Annotated in this window: 16 protein-coding genes and 1 riboswitch; of the genes, 5 read left to right on the top strand and 11 right to left on the bottom strand. The window is 46.5% G+C overall.

Annotated elements, in window-relative coordinates; all coding sequences use genetic code 11:
* Positions 1–35 precede the first annotated feature (35 nt).
* From P364_RS0130735 to P364_RS0130710, 6 genes are all read right to left on the bottom strand, one after another.
* On the bottom strand, positions 36–989 hold the full coding sequence (locus tag P364_RS0130735) for an EamA family transporter (protein ID WP_024633843.1): 954 nt from the start codon (positions 987–989) through the stop codon (positions 36–38).
* A 106-nt stretch (positions 990–1,095) separates the two neighbouring features.
* A riboswitch (purine riboswitch) is annotated at positions 1,096–1,206 on the bottom strand.
* Positions 1,207–1,326: 120 nt separating this feature from the next.
* Positions 1,327–3,540: a DEAD/DEAH box helicase gene (locus P364_RS0130730; RefSeq protein ID WP_024633842.1), complete on the bottom strand. Its 2,214-nt coding sequence runs from the start codon at positions 3,538–3,540 to the stop codon at positions 1,327–1,329.
* Entirely contained in the window at positions 3,537–4,880 is a 1,344-nt protein-coding gene (locus P364_RS0130725) for an ATP-binding protein (protein WP_024633841.1), read from the bottom strand. Before P364_RS0130725 ends, P364_RS0130730 begins: the two co-directional genes overlap by 4 nt.
* A gap of 7 nt (positions 4,881–4,887) precedes the next feature.
* Positions 4,888–6,534, bottom strand: a complete 1,647-nt coding sequence (locus tag P364_RS0130720; RefSeq protein ID WP_024633840.1) for a TerB N-terminal domain-containing protein — start codon at positions 6,532–6,534, stop codon at positions 4,888–4,890.
* A 213-nt stretch (positions 6,535–6,747) separates the two neighbouring features.
* Entirely contained in the window at positions 6,748–9,255 is a 2,508-nt protein-coding gene (locus P364_RS0130715) for a diguanylate cyclase domain-containing protein (RefSeq protein WP_236642219.1), read from the bottom strand.
* Positions 9,256–9,333: 78 nt separating this feature from the next.
* Complete coding sequence (locus P364_RS0130710; RefSeq protein WP_024633838.1) at positions 9,334–9,939, bottom strand: biliverdin-producing heme oxygenase; 606 nt, start codon at positions 9,937–9,939, stop codon at positions 9,334–9,336.
* Between the two features lie 225 nt (positions 9,940–10,164).
* On the opposite strand from P364_RS0130710, the gene P364_RS0130705 reads away from it, so the two are divergent.
* The 4 genes from P364_RS0130705 (at position 10,165) to P364_RS0130690 (ending at position 12,794) form a co-directional block, all read left to right on the top strand.
* The gene (locus tag P364_RS0130705) at positions 10,165–10,962 is read left to right on the top strand and encodes a Nif3-like dinuclear metal center hexameric protein (RefSeq protein ID WP_024633837.1); all 798 of its coding nucleotides are present in this window, start codon (positions 10,165–10,167) and stop codon (positions 10,960–10,962) included.
* A 167-nt stretch (positions 10,963–11,129) separates the two neighbouring features.
* Entirely contained in the window at positions 11,130–11,555 is a 426-nt protein-coding gene (locus P364_RS0130700) for a DMT family transporter (RefSeq protein WP_024633836.1), read from the top strand.
* Between the two features lie 36 nt (positions 11,556–11,591).
* Positions 11,592–12,290, top strand: a complete 699-nt coding sequence (locus P364_RS0130695; RefSeq protein ID WP_024633835.1) for a Crp/Fnr family transcriptional regulator — start codon at positions 11,592–11,594, stop codon at positions 12,288–12,290.
* An 18-nt stretch (positions 12,291–12,308) separates the two neighbouring features.
* Positions 12,309–12,794: a DMT family transporter gene (locus P364_RS0130690; RefSeq protein WP_024633834.1), complete on the top strand. Its 486-nt coding sequence runs from the start codon at positions 12,309–12,311 to the stop codon at positions 12,792–12,794.
* A gap of 90 nt (positions 12,795–12,884) precedes the next feature.
* Here the strand turns inward: P364_RS0130690 and P364_RS0130685 are convergent, their stop codons facing one another.
* The 4 genes from P364_RS0130685 to P364_RS0130665 form a co-directional block, all read right to left on the bottom strand.
* Positions 12,885–13,601: a YebC/PmpR family DNA-binding transcriptional regulator gene (locus P364_RS0130685; protein ID WP_024633833.1), complete on the bottom strand. Its 717-nt coding sequence runs from the start codon at positions 13,599–13,601 to the stop codon at positions 12,885–12,887.
* Positions 13,602–13,811: 210 nt separating this feature from the next.
* Complete coding sequence (gene cysI / locus P364_RS0130680) at positions 13,812–15,533, bottom strand: assimilatory sulfite reductase (NADPH) hemoprotein subunit (RefSeq protein ID WP_024633832.1); 1,722 nt, start codon at positions 15,531–15,533, stop codon at positions 13,812–13,814.
* Between the two features lie 54 nt (positions 15,534–15,587).
* On the bottom strand, positions 15,588–17,429 hold the full coding sequence (locus P364_RS0130675; RefSeq protein ID WP_024633831.1) for an assimilatory sulfite reductase (NADPH) flavoprotein subunit: 1,842 nt from the start codon (positions 17,427–17,429) through the stop codon (positions 15,588–15,590).
* 215 nt (positions 17,430–17,644) lie between these two features.
* A complete protein-coding gene (locus tag P364_RS0130665; RefSeq protein ID WP_024633829.1) occupies positions 17,645–18,034 on the bottom strand; it encodes a winged helix-turn-helix transcriptional regulator in 390 nt (129 codons plus the stop codon).
* A gap of 176 nt (positions 18,035–18,210) precedes the next feature.
* Between P364_RS0130665 and P364_RS0130660 the strand changes: the two genes are divergently transcribed.
* Positions 18,211–18,771 (top strand): NAD(P)H oxidoreductase, encoded by a 561-nt coding sequence (locus P364_RS0130660; RefSeq protein WP_024633828.1) that lies wholly within the window; start codon positions 18,211–18,213, stop codon positions 18,769–18,771.
* Positions 18,772–18,860: 89 nt separating this feature from the next.
* Here P364_RS0130660 and P364_RS0130655 read toward each other — a convergent pair whose 3' ends face one another.
* Complete coding sequence (locus tag P364_RS0130655; protein ID WP_024633827.1) at positions 18,861–20,417, bottom strand: ABC-F family ATP-binding cassette domain-containing protein; 1,557 nt, start codon at positions 20,415–20,417, stop codon at positions 18,861–18,863.
* Positions 20,418–20,644: the final 227 nt, after the last annotated feature.

The raw sequence follows: 20,644 nt of genomic DNA, 5'->3' as shown, positions 1-20,644 counted from the left end.
AGCTATGGTCTTTATAACTCTATCTTATTCCCTACTCAGGAATATAGAGGTGTATTTCGACTTCGTCTCATCCGTAACTTATAGATCTCTGGCAGCGCTACACCAATTAGCACCACGATAACCCCGATCCATTGCAATGGGCTCACATGCTCGTGCAGCACGATGGATGAGAGCAGCACCGCGATTGGGAGTTCAACCGCACCAAGAATGCCGGCCATGTCCCCACCAATATGAGGGACACCTACTGCGAACAGTACTGGCGGGATAAAAGCTCCGAAGAATCCAAGCAACAATCCGAAAACAAGCAGCTGGCTCCAAATTAATCCGTTAAACAGGAACGTCGGCGGGAACAGGATACACAGCAAGACCAGACCCCCAGTGACCATCCATGCACTGCGAAAAGCCGGATGTGCCGATGGAACCGCTTTACCACTAAACAGTACAAACAGCGAGTAACTTACAGCCGCCATCAACCCAAGCGCTATGCCCAAGCCGTTAAACTCCCCGAGTCCCTGTTCCAGGAAACCTGCTGCCAGCAATGTTCCGCCAAACAGGATAATCAACGTCAAGAAGGTTACTTTGTCAGGACGCTGACGTTTGCTAATGGCCTGAATCAATACGCTAATCCAAGTGAATTGAAACAAAAGAATAATGGCCAGAGATGCAGGAATGTACCGCAAAGACTGATAATAGACAAGGCCGGTAATGACCGTCGGTGTGCCTGCAGCCATTAGCATTAAACGCTGCTTCCACGTTAATTTCTGAAAAGCTTTTACCACAGCTGCTGATGGTTTCCCATCTGCCTGTGATTTCCGTTTCATTCTAAACTTTGAGTATAATGCCAGCATCCAGGAAAGAATGAAGCCCGTGATCAGCTGTGTACCCACAACCTCTCCGAGTTTGTACCCTTCGCCGTAAGCCAGAACCACAATAGTGGATAATATGCCATAGCTCATCGCTCCTGCGAGAACGGACAGATAATATTTCATGTTAGATAAACCTCCTGATGATCGAAAAATGCGTCCGCATGTTTGATCCATGCCAAGGTCACAGACTCCAAACAAATGCAAAAAATCCTAACTACGAGCAAGGGATACAATGATTCCCTGGCATCGTAGTTAGGAAGTATAGGCTTCCTGTAGAGACCCTCGCCCTGTGTACACTTTCGGCCTGCGAGGTTATACGAGATGAAATATGCATTTGTTGTTTGCGATTCGTATGTGACGACTTTTCATATATTACATGGCAGGTGAGGGGGTGTCAACCCTGATTCACAATTTAAATTTTTCTAATTCAAATTCAAACTAAATGAATTGCGTAATTACGTCATTTCGCAGAAGAAGAATCCCATGTTAACGTTTGCTGCAATCCTTCTTTGAGTCCATTTAAATCCAATCCATCCACTGAAAAAGCCTCTCGGATCAAAGGAGGAGCCACGAATTCATCATATTTACCAAGATACGGTGCTTCATCTTCTGAAAGCAACGCAGATGCGTCTTCGGCTGTTCGACATTCGCTCATGATCTCGGCCAAAAGTGTGCGACCATCCACCTTGCCTGACACGACAAAATAATAAGGCTCCATCGGTACAACAGAACGCAAGGCAAGCTTGTCAGACAAGTTGTGCTTCATTAAACGCTCCAGTGTGCGGAAAGACTTGCTTCCCACCCAGGGCAATACATACAGGGAATCTCCACCAGCTGGGATGACCACCTGTTTCAGTAATCCACTTTCACGTGCAAGTCGACGAGCACGTTCCAAGCGATTTACCGCTTGAGGGGAAAGATAGGGATATATCACTGTGTCTGACAGTACTTCACGCATTTTCTGGACGACTGTCGTATGAATGTCCCCACCTGCACCAAGCCATAACGTATCCACCTTGCCTTTGGCCGCCTTCACATACACGGATTTATGCTTGTGGTCCACCTCTTCCACTTTCCACAGTTTGCCTGCAAGCGAGAAGCAATAACCTGGGGGTGGCACCGTTGTAATGGAGCCTATCTCTTCGGAACCGTTCAGCACTTTGTGCTCTTCATCATCTTTGAACACCGCGTAAAAGCGATAGTTATTCACGGTTTTCTCACCCGTAAGCCCGATGATTAATGTCCGATCTTCCGTCCACTGCAGATGATCAGTCTCAATCAGATAATTTAGAAAAAGCTGATATTGCTCTGCACGAATGTGCGCGAATGGTGCGAGCGAAAGCATGGCTTCAGCCAATTCTTTCGGTTCAGCCTCCCCCATGCTTTTCAGCATGCTCATCGTCTGATGATAGAGCACACCCATCGGCATTTTACGAGCTTCAAGCGGTTCAACCCATTTGGTCTTCACATACAATTCAATAACAGCAATGGCCCGCATCAGTGTCCATGGCATACGAGCGGGCAATTGAGCTTCCTCATCCTCTTCTTCCGGACATACAAAAAGCATCTCGGAAGCCATATCCTCCCGCCTGCCTGATCGTCCAAGACGCTGAACAAAGCTTGATGCACTATAAGGCGCGCCAAGCTGCACAACCCGCTCCAGTTCACCAAGGTCTATACCCAGTTCCAGTGTTACAGTAGCCGCAGCTACTGCTGGCCCTGAACCAGTTCGCAAGGCAGCCTCTGTTTCTTCTCGCAGCATAGCGGAGATGCTTCCATGATGAACATGGAATACATCCCGCTCCTGTCTCCGTGCGGCGACACGTCGCATCTCAAGTATGGTGACTTCGGCATCCGTTCGGCTGTTGGTGAAAATTAACGCTTTTTTACGATGTGTACTTTCATAGATGAAGTCGTAATAGACTTTACGTGCATTATGCAGATGCTCCGCCTGTTCTTCATCCCGCGCATCAGGAAACGAAAAATGCTCTACCCGCAGACGCAGCTTGCGACCACCGGGAGAAGCGACCACATCGACACCCTGCCCTGTTCCGGCAGCAAGCCAGGCGGTAGCTGCATCATAATCACTCAGTGTCGCAGACAGTCCCACTCTTCGCGGTTTACATCCTGCCATACGCTCAATTCGGGCCAGTTCACTCAATACCTGAATGCCTCGATCCGCCCCCATGAAAGCATGAACCTCATCAATAATGACATACCGCAGATCATGAAACAGAGCTGGAATGGCATTGGGACGATTCATCAGCAAACCTTCCAGCGATTCAGGGGTAATCTGAAGCACACCAGAGGGACTTCGCATAAGACGCGTTTTCTCTGCCTGAGGTACATCCCCATGCCAATGCCATACCGGAATATTCCCCTCGGACAACAGGTCCTTTAGTCGCTCGAATTGGTCATTAATCAGTGCCTTAAGCGGCCCGATGTACAAGATACCGACGGATTTGGAGGGCCGTTCATGCAGCTCGGTCAGCGCAGGAAAAAAAGCCGCCTCCGTCTTGCCGGAGGCTGTGCCTGCCGCAATCAGCATATGATGCGGAGTTTGAAAGCAAATATTACAAGCTTCAATCTGGGCAGGCCGAAGCGATTCCCATCTTTTTTTATAAATAAATTCCTGTACAAAAGGAGCCAGTCGATAGAAAGGGTTCTCACTCATAATTCAAACTCCGCCAGAAAATCATCCAGATCATCGGCAGATGATGATGAATCTGTTCCTTTGCCTGCTTCCGGTGGTTTGGCTGCTCGCTCACCAAGCAATTGAGTATAGGTCACTTGGGGATTCTGATGGAGCGTATGCAGCACATCCATAAAGTCCCGTACCACTTCACGTGTGGTCAGTAGCTCATCCGCGCCGAGTCGGTTCACGGCTGTTTGCATAAAATCAACTAAATCCTCATCCGTCAGACTTGCACTGTATCCAAAATGCAGGGCATGAATCTGACGCAGCTTCTGCAGCAGTATCAAAATCTCTTCATGGGACAACATTGATAGTTTCAGGATCGGTCCGGTATAATTCGCATATTCCCTTGCTGCATAGCGGCCATCAATGAGTCTGGAACGAAGTGCTTCGTAACTGAAAAGTCCTCGCCGTTCATCCTCCACAAATTGTGGTGTGCCGCCTACAAAAATGCCAAGGTGTTCTGCTTTGCCCTGCATCGTATCATTGAACATGGTAAGCAGCTTCTCATAGTTGCTTTGCCGGGAAATGCTGTTTGTAATTTTGTACAGATTTACCGCTTCATCAATGAACAGCAGTAGTCCTTTATATCCGATCCGTGCCGTAAATTCGGACCACAATTTGAAGTAGTCATACCAGTTATCATCGTCAATGATGACGCCGACAGCCAGCTCTTTTTTGGCTTCTGTCTTCGTCGAAAATTCCCCTCTTAACCAACGAAGTGCCGCCTGTTTGCGGTCATCATCCGCCAATTTATACCCGTTCCAGTACGAAGCCAGCACCTTGGCAAAATCGAATCCATGCACCAAATTCTGCATTTCGTTCGTCACCGCATAGATCTGCTTTTCCACTTCAGCGGGAAGTGCGGGATCATCCGGGCGCAAGCCCTGGCTCTGCATCGCTTGCTGCTGAAGACCTGCGATCCACTTCTGCAATATTGATTCCAGTGCCCCGCCATCCGGGCGTGTACGAGTGGACAGACGAGTCATCAGCTCACGATAGGTTGCAAGCCCCTGACCTTTGGTTCCCACCAGTCTGCGCTCAGGTGACAAGTCGGCGTCCGCCACAACGAATTCCCGGTCCATCGCATAGTTACGAATCATCTGCAACAGAAAGCTTTTCCCGCTCCCGTACCTTCCTGTAATCAGCTTAAAGGCTGCCCCGCCTTCTGCAATATTGTCCATATCCCGCAAGATCGCGTCCACTTCAGACTTCCGGCCAACAGCAATCTGCTCCAGTCCGATTCGTGGCACAACGCCCGCTGTCAACGAATTTACTAGTGCGGTAGTCAGCCGCTTTGGTATTTTAAGTTCTGTCACTGCCCAATCACCTCTTCACATGTTCAAACACATTCATATAATCCGATACCATGCGATCGCCTTCAATCAAAAGGTCACCAATCGTTTCCATGGCTATATCATTAATTTCATCCAACAGGAGTGCAGGCATCGTACCGTATTGTTCTGCCACTTGCATCAGCTCCGTATCCGGATTATCTCCAAGCAGGGCATGAATTGTCCTTACATGCCTTGGAGAAAGCTGCTCCGAGAATACTTTCCATTCTTCATCCAGATTAGCTGAAACGGTTTCTTCCCATTGAAGGGTTAATGACTCTGAATCTCCGCTTCCTTGTCTTCGGTCAGAATTAATCGTCTTCTCAACGTCAGCCTCCAGTTGGTTAGATTGGTTAGCATCTTCGTCTTCAGCTTTATCAACTGAGTTCTGAATGATCATAGGGTCTCGACTGCCCGTATTCGGTTCATTCTCTGCCAAGGTTCCCAACCCATCTAATCTGTTACTCACATCGGTCGCATGGTTTGTATCCCTATCAGTCACATGCTCTTCCTCAATCATGAGCGCTCTCCGCACATATTCGCTTTCCTGCTGCAGCGAAGCAAGTTTCTCTGTATCAATTCGGACTATCGGTTGCTCTACTTCTGGCATTTGCTCGATTGCAAAGACCTTGTCCAGGTAACGTTCAATCACGTCCGCAAGCTCAAGTTCAAGGGTCTTTCCGCGGAGCCGCCCTCTGAAACCGAGCAGTTCACGGCATTTATTTTCCGTGCATCGAAAAACCCGGGTTACAAACTGGACAAAATCTGCATGCTCTCCAATCGGAACATATGACATTCGAACCGATTTTCCATAAATCAAGTCGTCATATACGGCTTTTCGAAACAGCGTGCGTTCCATAGTCCTTTCACGATTCAGCTGAAACTGATCCAGTATGCCTGCCTTGCGTGTACGCAGCAGATAGGTATCCACCAAAGCCATAACTCGGGGAATGTATTGTTCCAGAACTTGCTTGCCGCCATCCCTGTAAAATTTGCTAAGCGTAATGTCATAGTCATAATATCTCTGTAACAGCTTCAATGAGATATCTGATACATTGCCGTTTAACAGCTGCTTCAACTCCATGTCCAGAATCTCCGGTGGCAAATACCCGCTCGAAAGCTCCACCATCTCGGATATTGACATGTTCAACTCGTGTACCAAGCCATAATCAATGATCCACTCCTGCATGTATACATCCAACTGTGGGAGCCGTTCACGATAGTTCATCCATAGCTGTTTTAATTGGTTGTAACCTTCCTGGGGTTCCTGCCAACCAATTCCGTTAATCAGTTCATAAATATGAACAAACAGATAGGACAGATCCGTATCAGGGAAACGTCCTTGCCGGACTTCCGTCCTCCAATACATATACCACTTTCGCTGAGGTTCGTTCATTACACCATAGGTCGGCCAATAACTCATGAATGGAATCCAGCGAGCCTGCTCGCCTTTCACCTCCATGAGCTGCCTTGCTTCCTCGACAAACCTTTTTTCCGAAGACAATATGCCGCCAGGCAATCTTATATCAAAATCAGCACGGACAATCGTTGAACGATCAGGAACCGGGATTGCCGCTGTGATGGGCTCTTCACTCAGATCTATCTCCATAAATTCCAGTTGTCTTGAATCCTCTTTCATTGAATTCCGTTTCACCGTCCTCTACGTGTGAATGCGAACAAGTGTATCCATATTGAACATTATAACACTTGTCCTGTGCCTGCGGTGATGAAAATAATACTTTCCTTTTGAGCAGAAAAAAAGAAAGACATTCAAACTGATATCCAGTTTAAATCCCTTCCCTCTTTACCATTTACCTGTATTCTTTACAGCAAGACCTGGTACAACTTCGTGTCAAACCACGATAGCCCGATTTTTCCCGCCACTTTTGGCTTGAGCAAGGGCCTGACTGGCTTTTTCAATTAGATCCGACATCATTAGCGTCTCTTCGGGAACCATTACCGCACCGCCTACGCTAACAGTGACTACTTCACTTGGACTGGACAGATCCCTCTGAATTTGAAGTGCAAGCACATGTTGTCTAATTTCTTCGGCAAGCTCCGCTGAACGTTCTGATGTCGCACTCTTCAGTTTCAACATGAAGGTTCCTCCCCCAAGACGTGAAATGACGGCATTATTTTGTTCACTAACAACCGTAAGTACATCTCCTATCCATTGCAGGCACAGATCGCCGCCTTGAAGTCCATAAGATGCATTATATGAACGGAAATCATCGATATCGATAATAAATAGACCCAAACTGCATTTCTCCTGCAAACATTCATCCCAATCATCCTGAAGCCGGGATTTGAATATCGTCTGAAGCGGCATGTCTGTTAACGAATCTGTGTTGAGATAGTTCTGGAGCTGACTGGTTGTCTCCGTATAATGATCCTGATCATGATGGGAGGTTCCACTGTTCAGAAGGACCATCACTGAAGGTTTGCCTGCATGCGTAACAGAAGCCAGTGTAATCTCTAGCAGCAAAGACGTGCCGGTTGCTGTGGTGAAGTACGTCTTGTTGGTAAACAAACGAGTATTATTGAGCTTCAGTTCCTCCAGATTTTGCTGCAAAATCATTCTTGTCTTGTCAGGCACAAACCCTCTAAATTCCTTGCCGATGAGATTTTTGGAGTTTTCATAGCCAAGCAGTTCAGCTGCCCTGTTATTGCAATAAATAATGAATCCATCCGTCAACGTAAAAAAGGCCACCGAGGAAAACTCCATCAACTGCAAGTAGCGCTGCTCATTTTGCCGCAAAACACGTGCATTCTGTAAAGATTGCTCCTCCGCCTGAGCCAGCTGGTTCTCCGTTTGACGGCGCACAATGCTTTTGAGCAATGGCAGCACATTCAGTTCCTTCGTTGTCCATGGGTAAGAAGTAGACTGAACGACCTCTCTCCATTTTTCGAAGGATTTCCGGGGAGACAAGCGCATCCCATCATCGGTTTTGATCACTGCTTTGGCCGGATCCCCTGCCCAATCTACAAGCTGAACCACTTCAGGACGGAACCAGATGATATAGTGATGCTGCCCAGGGGATATGGCAACATACACAATACCTGATGCTTTTTCCTTGTAGGCTTTAGCAGGATCATACTCCAAACTGAGTTTGGAGGTGTGATAACTATAATCTTCCGACTTGCCTGCCAACCATGCCGCCAGTTCACGAACTTGCTCTCTTGCTGGCGTATCGCCATATAACAACAGCTTGTCCTGATAGCAGATCGCAGCTCCCGAAGCATCCATCAGGCTCAGTAAGGTCTGCTCTTCACCCTGCAGCTCTTCAATAATTCTCGCTGGACTTGTATTCCCAATAAAGATATTTGCAACTTGGGTAGCTGCTTCACGTGACCTGATCTCAGCCTGATATTCATCTAACTGCTGACGTTGAAACAATTCACTCGAGAAGAAGGAGCCCAGGAAGTTACACAAGTTCCGAACACGATGAGGTATATATCTGGCTGAATTATGATGACATGTAATCAGACCCCACAGTTGATTGTCATGAATCAGGGAAATGGTTACGGTCGCGCCTACCCCCATGTTTTGCAAATACTCAATATGCAGCGGGGATACACTGCGCAGAACCGACAAGCTCAGATTAAGCGGTTTGCCCGTCAAAGGTTGCAGCAGGGGAACAATCTCCACAGGCTGATAATTCACGTTCACAATGGTGCGCAACCAATTGCGAAGGTACAGCACGCGCGCCTGTTTGGGAATATCTGACGCAGGGTAGTGGTGTCCGAGAAATGGTTCGAGTTCTTCCTCGCGTGCTTCTGCGATGACCTTCCCGTTCCATTGTTCGTCAAATTCATAGATCATGACCCGGTCATAGCCGAGCATGTCTTTCACTTGTTCTGCTGCAATCTGACTCGCTTCCACCCGATTGTCCGTACTTTTGATGCGGCTGAAGAATCTGGAAATCCACTCAAAATCATTACCTTCCATGTTCCCTTTTTCATAAGAAGGCTCCAGCTCCAGAATCAACAAGCCTTCACTTTCATGAATGACAGAAGTGAAGACCTTAGCCTTTCCAGATACGTTAATCGTGAGATCCATATATTGCAGGTCTGATGTTACAGATGCACTGAAGTTGCATGCCAGCACCTGTCTGATATTATCCTTGCCAATCAGATGCTCAAGGGGCAAACCAATGACTTCCTGCACAGTAAGACCGAGATGTTCTTCTGTATTTTGGCTGCATTGTACAATTGTAGGGATATTGTTGGTGGTCACAGCCAAGAGCACACCATGAGGTTGAATGAAGCCGGGGATATGAATGGGTTCTTTGTCGCAATTGTTTAAATCAATTGGATCATTGGTGTACGTACCCTGATTGAGCAATGTACGGTTAAGCATATTATTTTCTTTCCTGGACTTCGATTCGGGCATAGCCTGAAAAATCCCCTCTCATGATGTGGTAACTCTTATTTCAACTTATAAATGATCTGTATTTGTATTAATCCATTGATCGAGTAATCGGAACGTTTCCGAAGCCGTGTGCACCATAATATCGTGATCTTCTTCCGCTGTGATGGATTGACGCAGCAGCTCCGTGAACTCTGCCCATCTCGTTCTGGTTTCCGTACCATAGGCATTAAAATATTCCAGCCCCCGATCTGCTTCAATCGGAAGGAACTGTGACAAACGCTTCGTCATGATCTGACCTCCGTTCGTAGATCCTTCAATGACGTATAGATAGCCAAACAACCTTGCTGGTGTCGAGATATCCGGAAGATCCCTACATAAAGGAATCTGGCTGATTTCTTCTTCACTGGCGCCCAGATTCCTCAGGTCATTTTCAAGTAAATTCGCTTTTCCTCTAATCTCGAAATCCAGTCCCGTACTTTCCCAGAAAGGCTGCTGTACAGCCTGATCTTCCAATGGTTTCAGGAACCCGTAGAATTTCTCCAGATATGTCTTGTAATCTTCCAAGCTAACGGTTTGATTCATAATAGCCTTGGCATAATCGTTCTGTTCCACTTGTCTGTGATAATGAGCTGTCTCACTCTTCAGACGTTCCATAATCGTACTGGCTGTCATGTAATCATCGCCCTTCTATGTCGGATCTCTTCATCAGAATTAAAACGTATACTTAACTAAATGTTCAGTGTAGGTTTGAATGGATACTTCATTTAATCTAGATAAAGACTCTATGTAAGTATACTTTCTCTTGTAGGAGAAAACTATATGAATCAGGTAGATAATGCTGTTCATCCCTCAAAATGATACACTGTTTGCATACCTGTCATTGGAGGAATGATCCATATGAGTATAACCATTCAACATGTTATAAACCATCTCACTGCCAAAGTTAAACTACCGGAAAACACCGTGGATCAACTAATTACGGGCTCTCCCAACCATACGGTCACAGGCATCTTTGTAACTTTTATGCCTACACAACATGTGATTGAGCAAGCTAAACAACACGGTGCCAACCTCATCATCGCTCATGAGCCTCCCTTCTATAACCATCATAGTCATACCGATTGGCTGACTGATGATCCGGTCTATGAAACCAAGAGAAAACTAATCGAGAACGGCGGAATTGCAATCTATCGCTGCCATGATGCAATTCACCGTTTTCAACCGGATGGCATTACGGAAGGATTGGTCCATTCATTAGGATGGTCCTCTTATGTAGTACAGCGTAAACCGGAAGCCGATTTACTGTCCTTTCCGGAAGGTATGACAGTTCAGCTTATTGCAGAACATATTAAACGTTCGCTTGGGATCAAATATGTACGCCTAGCTGGTGATCCAAAGATGGTATGCAGACGAGCAGCAGTTCTTGTTGGTTTTCGAGGCAACGGCAATCTGACCATTCCTCTGCTTGGGCAGGAAGATCTTGATCTCATTATTGCAGGTGAAGGATTCGAATGGGAGACACCAGAGTACATACATGATGCCGTGCAGCAAGGAAAACAGAAGGCTCTTCTTATGATCGGCCATGCCGAGAGTGAGGCTTCGGGAATGAAGCTTCTGTCTGATAGATTGGCTGCGGCTTTCCCGGAATTGGCTGTTCATTTTATAGGTGAGCAACCGGTATATCAAGTACTTTGATTTTCAGAATAATGTTCTAACAGGGTTCTGTGTGGATTTTGCGGAGCCTTTGTTGTACTCTAAATGCTATAACTTCTGAGCTGGGGACATTTGTCCTTGGCTTTTTGAGTGGATATATCATTTAATAGAAATCGAAGAAGTAATGACGCGACAAGGAGAGTACAACCATGAGAGGAATTATTTTTGCACTATTAGGCGGTGCATGCATCACGCTGCAAGGGGTCGCGAATACCCGAATCAGTACGGACATGGGCACTTGGCAAGCCGCAACCATTACACAGCTCACCGGGTTCATATTGGCGGCTCTGATCCTGGTATTTGTACGTGACATCAACCTGCAAGGATTGAAACAAGTGAAGCCCATGTACCTAGCGGGGGGCGCATTTGGGGCAGTGATTATTTTCAGCGAAGTCACGGCAATCCAGCAAATTGGAGTAACCTTTACGATCTCAGCCCTGTTGATTGCACAGCTGTTCCTGACCTTTCTGGTCGACAGTAACGGATGGTTCGGCGTCGTGAAGCAAAAGATGAAACTACCGCAATTTCTGGGTATAGCATTAATGGTAACGGGCGTCATTATTATGAAACTGTAGCTGGTGTCGAGTATATAGTCGGGGGTGAATTACATTATGGAAGAATACCAGAATGAGCATCAATTATTGCACTATTTGAAGCAGTATCAACTCGAATCGGTATTTCACGAGCCCCTGCGTACGTATATGACGTTATGCCATTTCGAGAAGTGCGAATTGATCTGCCGTGAAGGCGAAACTTCCGAATATTTATACGTGCTGGTCGAGGGGAAAATCAAAATCTTCACGACCTCACCACAGGATAAAACACTCGTTCTTTGTTTCAAAACACCACTTGAAGTCGTTGGTGATGTCGAGTACGTTCGGGAGAGCGACATCGTGAACACCGTACAGGCGGTCTCACCTGTCGTGATGCTGCGTATTCATTATCAATGGTTGGCTGAACTCGCCAGCGATTACGCACCCCTGTTGAAATTTCTGCTCAAAATTATTTCTCACAAGTTTTATATTGATTCGAACTTCTCCAACTTCAACCTGATGTATCCCGTTGAGGTTCGATTAGCCAGCTACCTGCTCTCCATCTCTACAGAAGAAGCGGGGACTGTTGTCCACGAAGAGCTGGACGCTTTCAATTTGACAGATATCGCAAATCTGATCGGCACGAGTTATCGGCATTTGAATCGGGTGATTCAAAAACTGTGTGCGGATGGATTAATTATCCGGGATCAGGGATTTATTATGGTCAAAGATCGAGCGGGTCTGGCAGAAGTGGCGGGTCATAACATCTATGAATAAGGAGATCTATATCCTATGATCATTACAGGTATTTTGCTTGCGTTACTGGCAGGCTCTCTTGTCAGTCTGCAGACCATCTTTAATAGTAAAGTAAATGAACGTACCGGCTCGTGGTCCACAACAACGATGGTGCTTTTCACCGGGTTTATTGCATCGTTTCTCATTTCTTTGGTGGTCGAGGGGAAAAATACGTTCAGCTTCCAGCACATGCAGCCCTGGTATTGGCTTAGCGGAGCCATCGGTGTTGGGGTGGTCTTCTGTCTCGTACAGGGAATGAAGCTGCTCGGTCCTACCTTTGCCATCTCTATTGTACTCACCTCCCAGTTAAGTTTCGCCCTGCTATTTGATTCCATGGGTTGGCTTGGACTGGAGCAAATTCCATTCTCGTGGAACCAGCTTCTCGGGGTTCTGGTCATAGTGGGCGGTATCTTGTTGTTCAAGTTTGGCGGCAGCAAGTCTGCAAAATCGAAAAAATCTCCTAGTGCGTTGCAATCCGACTCCTAGAAGAACAATAAAAAGAGTGTCTGTCCAATCCCGTTGATTGGCCAGACACTCTTTTTGGCAATTGATACGAGTAAGTATCGTTAATTCACATTAAACGAACTCTACGTTATGGTACACCTGCTGCACATCTTCAAGGTCTTCAAGCGCATCGATCAGCTTCTCGAACTGGGCTTGAGCGTCCTCTGGAAGTTCAATGTGGTTTTGCGCCAGCATCGTCAGCTCGGCTACGGTGAACTCGGTAACACCCGCCGCTTTGAACGCCTCCTGTACAGCGTGGAATTGGTCTGGCTCAGCGTATACGATAACTGATTCATCTTCATCCACGATATCACGTACATCCACATCCGCTTCAAGCAGTAGTTCAAGTACTTCTTCCGATGTTTTGCCTTCAACCCCGATTACCGCGGTAGGATCAAACATATAAGCAACTGAACCACTCACACCCATATTACCCGCGTTTTTGTTAAATGCGGAGCGCACTTCCGGTGCAGTACGATTCACATTATTGGTGAGGGCATCCACGATGACCATGGCACCATTAGGCCCGAATCCTTCATAACGCAATTCTTCATAATTCTCGTCCCCGCTGCCTTTTGCCTTTTCCATGGCACGATCAATAATGGCTTTGGGTACGTTATACGTCTTGGCACGTTCCAGCACGACTTTCAGTGCGCGGTTCGCTTCCGGGTCCGGTTCGCCCTTCTTGGCAGCTACATAAATCTCAACGCCGAATTTGGCATAGACCCGGCTTGTATTTGCATCTTTTGAAGCTTTTTTTTCTTTAATATTATTCCACTTACGACCCATATCGTTTCCGCTCACTTTCAACATATAATCTGCTTTCTACCTAGTCATTATATCTTGTTGAGCGTACTTCAACAAGTTTAGACTCACGAAATAATGGTAAAGGGCAAGTCAATTTAACCTTGCAACGTTTAGAAATCCCAAAAGAAAACGACCCAAAAACGCCAAAGAAGCAATTCCATAAGGAATGCTTCTCTACACGAATTCAACTAATTAAGCATGAAATTGCTGACCGTCCAGCACTTCAGGCACATAACCGGCACGAATGACGAAATCTCCAAAATGCTCACCATCATTGCGCTCTCTGGCATATTGATTCACCATTGGAGTCAATGTTTCCAAAATTTCGGTTTCGCCAATATTTTCTTTGTACAATTTGTTCAAGCGATGCCCTGTAAAACTTCCGCCAAGATACATATTGTACTTCCCCGGAGCTTTGCCGATGAACGAAATCTCAGCCAGCATCGGTCTAGCGCAGCCGTTCGGGCAACCCGTCATACGAATGACAATCTCTTCGTCTCTCAGTCCCGCTTCGTCCAGTACAGGCTCCAGCTTGTCGATCAGGGAAGGCAGATAACGTTCGGATTCTGCCATGGCAAGACCACAAGTCGGAAGCGCCACACAAGCCATAGAACTTCTCCGGAGCGCAGAGTAATGCGCGCCATCGGTCAGATTGTATTGCTGAATCAGCGCTTCAATCTTTTTCTTCTTCTGGCTGCTAACATTACCAATAATCAGGTTTTGGTTAGCTGTCAGACGAAAATCTCCGGTATGAACCTTGGCAATTTCGCGCAGACCCGTCATGAGCGGATAACCGTCCACATCCTTCACTCGTCCATTTTGAATGAACAAGGTGTAATGCCATCTGCCATTGCTGCCTTTCACCCAGCCGTAACGATCTCCATTATGATCAAAATGGAACTCGCGCGCCGCATCCAGCTTCCAGCCGAGACGACTGGTCAATTCCTCCACGAACCAGGCCAGGCCGCGGTCATCGATTGTATATTTGAACCGGGCATGTTTACGCACTGCACGATCCCCATAATCCCGCTGAATCATAACCGTCTTCTCCGCGACATCAATCATTTGCTCTGGTGTACAGAAACCAATGACTTTGGACACCTGAGGATAAGTCTTCGGATCACCGTGAGACATGCCCATACCACCGCCGACTGAAACGTTAAAGCCTTGCAGCTTGCCGTTCTCCACAATCGCGATAAAGCCGAGATCCTGTGAAAATACATCGACATCATTGGATGGAGGAACGGCAATTCCGATTTTGAACTTACGCGGCAAATACACTTTGCCATAAATCGGTTCCACTTCTTCATCCGAATCCTGTGAATCAATAATTTTCTCCCCATCCAGCCACAGCTCGTGATAAGCACGGGTACGCGGGTCAAGATGATTGCTCACCTGGCATGCCCATTCATATACTTCAGCATGAATATCCGATTGATCCGGATTCGGGTTGCACATCACGTTCCGGTTGACGTCGCCACACGCAGCAAGGGTGCTGAGCAACGAATCATTCACTTCACGAATGGTATTTTTGAGGTCCCATTTGAGAACACCATGCAGTTGAAATGACTGGCGTGTCGTCAAACGAATCGTCTCATTCGCATATTTATGAGCAACACGATCCATCATCAGCCACTGTTCGGGTGTAACAATCCCTCCGGAAGCACGCACACGCAGCATGAATTGGTAAGCAGGCTCCAGCTTGGATTTATTCCGCTCATTACGCAAGTCACGGTCATCTTGCATATAACTTCCGTGATGTTTCATCAGGCGGTTATCGTCCTCGGGAATTGCTCCACTGATTCGATCCGCCAGTGTTTCTGTCAGGCTTCCGCGCAAGTAGTTACTTTTGATCTTTATATCTTCCACATCGCTGTTCGTGCGCTGCGGGTTAAGTAAGTTATTATAAGTCATGCTGCTTTCTCCTCTCGTATCAACGGAATGCCTTATCTGGCATATACTCTGAAATTAATACACATCCCGCTGATAACGTTTTTCCTGTTGCAACCGTGTCAAGTATTCTGCTGCCTGTTCGGGTGTTAAACCACCCTCTTGTTCAAGAATTGTTGCGAGTGCAGCATGAACATCATGTGCCATTCTTTTCTCGTCACCACAGATATATACACTTGCACCTTCCTGCAGCCACTGATACAGCTCTTTGCTGTGTTCCAGCATCCGATGCTGTACATATACTTTCTCTTCCGCATCACGAGAAAAAGCCACATCCATCTTCGTAAGAACGCCGTCCTTAAGCCAGCGCTGCCATTCGGTCTGGTAAAGGAAGTCGGTGGAGAAATGCTGATCCCCGTAGAATAGCCATGTCTTGCCACCTGCACCCGTCTCTTCACGTTCTCCAAGGAACGATCTGAACGGAGCAACACCTGTACCTGGCCCAACCATAATGATTGGAGCATCCGGGTTCTCCGGCAGTTTGAAGTTAGGATTTTGCTGAATAAAGACAGGCAATGTATCACCGATTTCGGTTCGTTCTGTCAGATGAACAGAGCATACACCGTAGCGCTCTCTGCCACGTGAATCATAACGTACTGTGCGAACGGTCAGATGAACTTCATCCGGGAAAGACTTCGAACTGCTGGCGATCGAATATAGACGTGCCGGGATTTTACGAAGTACAGCTACAAATGATGCAGCCGGAATACCTTTAAGCCCATAGTCATGTACCAGATCGAGCAAGTCACAGCTGTTCATCACCTTGCGAAATTCCGAATTATCTGCGAGCAGAGCGGGCAACCCGCTTCCCGGATTCAGCTTCGCGAGCTGTTCAACAACCGGTTTGGTTACCGCTGTAATTTCAAAATAACGCAGCAATGCTTCACGCACCGATACCTGTTCTCCAGCTTTATTCACCGTAACGCGCTCATCCGCATTCCATTCCATGGCTGCAATCAGCTCATCGACTAAGCGTGGATGATTTTCAGGGAATACACCCAGGCTGTCACCCGGTTCATACTCCAAATTGGAGCCTTCCAGGGACAGTTCAATGTGACGCGTCTCCCGGTCCGATCCTCTTCCGTTCAGATTGAGATTTTCCAGCACTTCTGCCTTAAATGGATTCGTGCGATTGAATTCCGATTCTCCGCTGCTTACTGCAGCTACAACCGCTTCACTGGTTATCGTACCTTCAGTACCCGATGTGCTGCTGAGTGAAGCAAGTACATCATTCATCCACGTTGCGGCTGCTTCATCAAAATCAACATCACAGTCCACACGTGGTACAAGCGCTGTTCCGCCTAGCTCCTGCAAACGATTGTCAAAATCTTTTCCTGTCTGGCAGAAGAACTCATACGAAGTATCTCCCAGCGCCAATACGGAGTAACGCAATCCTTCGAGCTTCGGAGCTCGTTTGCTATGCAGGAATTCATGCAATGGTATCGCATTATCCGGCGGTTCGCCTTCTCCATGTGTGCTGACAATAATGAGGAGATTCTCTATTTTTTTCAGTCCGTTCGGTTTGAAATCTCCCATTGCCGACAGAGTCACCTGAAGCCCCTGCTCTTCCAGCCTTTTCGCCAGTTTCTTGGAGAGTCCGCTGGAGTTCCCCGTTTGTGATCCAAAAAGTACCGTGACTTCCCTGGACACCGCTGGTGTATTTGCAGGAGTAGTTACACTTGCTGAAGTTACGGGCTGTTGCACTTGTGCAACACCAGCAGTTAAAGCTGCAGTTCCCTGAATGGCTGTCAGATATCCGCTTAACCATGTTTTCTGTCCATCGTTCAATGTAGGAATAAGGCGATTGAGCAGCTCAACCTGTTCCTGATTAAAAGGGCTGTTTGTCACTTGAAGTTCCACTATTTGCCACCTCGCGCATTGCTTCAATTTTAATTCCTACTAAAATGATCATATTAATTTCTACTCTCTTGAACCTACCATACCCGGTGGTAAGGGTCAATTTCGATGATTTTATAGCATTTATCAGTTTCGCTGATAAAGGACAAATAAACAACAAATACCCTCCTTTTCAATTCAGGACGGTTGTTGTTTTTATTATTCATTTGGCCGCAAGCTTAGGTGGAAGGGTTATGCGGAATATATTCGCTAAAATGATTCTCCAGCACTTTGCTTTTATCTCCATATACTCTGTCCAGATGATTCTCTCCCCACAGACAGATGCGGTCGATGATATTCTGCAGAGTAAGACCATACTCCGTCAGCTCATACTCTACCTTGGGCGGAATCTGGGGATGAATAATCCGGTGGATAATTTCATTCTTTTCAAGATCACGCAGCTGCTGGGTAAGGACCTTTTGGGTAATGCCGGGAATGGCTCTGCGAAGTTCGCTTGTTCGTTTTTTACCTGATATCAACTGATACAGAATTAGAATCCTCCACTTTCCACCGACCAGTTCCAGCATCGCCTGCACTCCGCTTTCATATTTTTTCAGTTCATGTTCCACTCGTAATCCCCCTTAAATCACATATATGTATATCCCTTATTATTAGTAACCGAAGAACCTCAAGGTTTCTACAGCACTCGAAGGTGCGTACTTCTCAATAAGATGTCATGAACCTTATAATAACATTGGTCAGAACGTTAAACCAAAAATGAAGAAAAAAGGATGGTTACTCCTACATGAAAGTCAAACTGGTCGTTACTCACCCAAGACAGGATTCCCTAACATTTGCCGTGATGAATCGTTTTATAGAAGGTATGGAGGAGAATCACCACGAAATTGATATTCTCGATCTGTATCGTGATGGATTTGATCCGTTATATAGCGTAGAAGATGAGCGAGATTGGCAAAATCCCGACAAGCAGCATGCCCCTGTGATTCGCAAAGAGCTGGATCGCGTGCTTGCGGCTGATGCCATTGTATTTGTTTTTCCGATATGGTGGTACAACGTCCCATCCATGCTCAAAGCCTATCTGGACAAGGTATGGAACATGGGACTGCTGAACAGGGTTAACTCCAAAAAGGTACTCTGGATTGCTCTAGCTGGAGGTACGGAAGCTTCATTCCATAAGTACGATTATTACAACATGATCACGAATTATTTAAATAACGGGATCGCTGGCTATGCCAAATTACAGGAGTCACAGGTAGAATTCCTCTACGAGACGTTATCGCAATCCAAAGAACATATTGAAGGCTTGCTGGAGCAAGCGTATCAACTCGGCAGACATTACCAATAACCGTTGCAATGCAAAAAGACAGCGTCCATTTAACCATGGCGCTGTCTTCTGCATGCTGGTTCATATTTCATCCAGTGATGGCTTTGAAATTAGAACACCTTCGTTGTCCACGACTCACAATTCCATGTCTCCGTAACCACATCACGATAGAATTCAGGTTCGTGAGAGATCAGCAGAATGCTGCCTTTGTATGCTTTGAGCGCACGTTTCAATTCATCCTTGGCGTCAACGTCCAGATGGTTCGTCGGCTCATCGAGTACAAGCAGGTTCGTTTCGTTATTGATCAGTTTGCAGAGACGCACTTTGGCTTTCTCGCCACCACTCAGAACCGCAACCTTGCTCTCAATATGCTTGGTAGTCAGTCCGCATTTTGCGAGTGCAGCACGCACTTCAAATTGGGTATAGGAAGGGAACTCCTGCCAGATTTCTTCGATACAGGTATTGTAATTCGCTTCCTTCATCTCTTGTTGGAAATACCCAATCTCCAGATGTTCACCACGCTGAACGGTTCCTTCCAGTGCTTGAATCTCGCCCAGAATGCTGCGCATCAGCGTGGTTTTACCGATTCCGTTCGCACCAACGAGGGCGATCTTCTGTCCACGCTCCATGCGCAGGTCCAGTGGTCTCGACAACGGCTCATTGTAACCAATGACAAGGCCCTTCGTCTCAAAAATGAGCTTGCCGGACGTTCTGGCATCACGGAAATTAAACTGTGGTTTCGGTTTTTCCTTGGCAATTTCGATGACATCCATCTTGTCCAGCTTCTTCTGTCTGGACATCGCCATGTTGCGCGTAGCAACACTGGCCTTGTTCCGGGCCACAAAGTCCTTGAGATCGGCAATTTCTTGTTGTTGGCGCTTATACGCCGACTCCAGTTGTTGTTTTCTCATCTCATGAACCTCTTGGAAGTGATCATAATCGCCCACATAACGCGTGAGATCCTGATTTTCCATGTGATAGATCAAGTTAATTACACTGTTCAGGAACGGGATATCATGCGAGATCAGAATAAAGGCATTCTCATATTCCTGCAAATAGCGTTTCAGCCATTCGATATGCAATTCATCCAGATAGTTCGTAGGCTCATCCAGGAGCAAAATATCCGGTTTTTCAAGCAGCAGCTTGGCGAGCAGTACTTTCGTACGCTGTCCACCACTAAGGTCATTAACGTCCTTGTCCAGACCGATATCGGTTAGACCCAGACCGCGTGCTGTCTCGTCCACTTTGGCATCGATCATGTAAAAATCCTGATTGGTCAACGTATCCTGAATCGTACCTACGTCCTCAAGCAGCTGTTCCAGTTCCTCAGGAGTTACATCGCCCATCTTGCCATACATATCATTCATTTCCTGCTCCATGTCGAACAAATACTGGAACGCACCACGAAGTACATCACGAATGGATTGTCCTTTGTTCAGCACAGCGTGCTGATCCAAATATCCGACACGCATGCGTTTGGACCACTCCACTTTGCCTTCATCCGGCTGGAGTTTACCTGTAATAATGTTCATGAAGGTCGATTTACCCTCACCATTGGCCCCGATCAGTCCAATGTGTTCGCCTTTCAGGAGGCGGAAAGAAACGTTGTTAAAGATAGCACGGTCACCAAAACCGTGACTTAATTTTTCGACATTTAATATGCTCATTCATGACACCTTTTCTATATAGACTTAATTCTTTGTATATTATAAGCGTTATATCATGCACAACTCAACGCCATATTGTAAATTTAGCACCATTTTTCAATGAAATGTCCTGCATTTCGACTCCCGATGCACTCAAACTGAAACCGATGGCATTTGCCTTATATGTATGGATGGGTTAAAATTTTTCCTTAAACGACTTACTACTATAAGAATGGAGCTCTCTTGGA

Source organism: Paenibacillus sp. MAEPY2 (assembly GCF_000499205.1).
Lineage (GTDB): Bacteria > Bacillota > Bacilli > Paenibacillales > Paenibacillaceae > Paenibacillus > Paenibacillus vandeheii.
The sequence above is the reverse complement of the archived record's forward strand: the minus strand, read 5'-3'. Positions and strand labels throughout refer to the sequence as shown.

Coding starts and splice junctions, on each gene's coding strand:
- P364_RS0130705 (WP_024633837.1), top strand. CDS start 10,165: ATGAGTATAACCATTCAACATGTTATAAACCATCTCACTGCCAAAGTT.
- cysI (WP_024633832.1), bottom strand. CDS start 15,533: ATGACTTATAATAACTTACTTAACCCGCAGCGCACGAACAGCGATGTG.
- P364_RS0130715 (WP_236642219.1), bottom strand. CDS start 9,255: ATGCTTAACCGTACATTGCTCAATCAGGGTACGTACACCAATGATCCA.
- P364_RS0130720 (WP_024633840.1), bottom strand. CDS start 6,534: ATGAAAGAGGATTCAAGACAACTGGAATTTATGGAGATAGATCTGAGT.
- P364_RS0130655 (WP_024633827.1), bottom strand. CDS start 20,417: ATGAGCATATTAAATGTCGAAAAATTAAGTCACGGTTTTGGTGACCGT.
- P364_RS0130660 (WP_024633828.1), top strand. CDS start 18,211: ATGAAAGTCAAACTGGTCGTTACTCACCCAAGACAGGATTCCCTAACA.
- P364_RS0130730 (WP_024633842.1), bottom strand. CDS start 3,540: ATGAGTGAGAACCCTTTCTATCGACTGGCTCCTTTTGTACAGGAATTT.
- P364_RS0130700 (WP_024633836.1), top strand. CDS start 11,130: ATGAGAGGAATTATTTTTGCACTATTAGGCGGTGCATGCATCACGCTG.
- P364_RS0130735 (WP_024633843.1), bottom strand. CDS start 989: ATGAAATATTATCTGTCCGTTCTCGCAGGAGCGATGAGCTATGGCATA.
- P364_RS0130710 (WP_024633838.1), bottom strand. CDS start 9,939: ATGACAGCCAGTACGATTATGGAACGTCTGAAGAGTGAGACAGCTCAT.
- P364_RS0130685 (WP_024633833.1), bottom strand. CDS start 13,601: ATGGGTCGTAAGTGGAATAATATTAAAGAAAAAAAAGCTTCAAAAGAT.
- P364_RS0130695 (WP_024633835.1), top strand. CDS start 11,592: ATGGAAGAATACCAGAATGAGCATCAATTATTGCACTATTTGAAGCAG.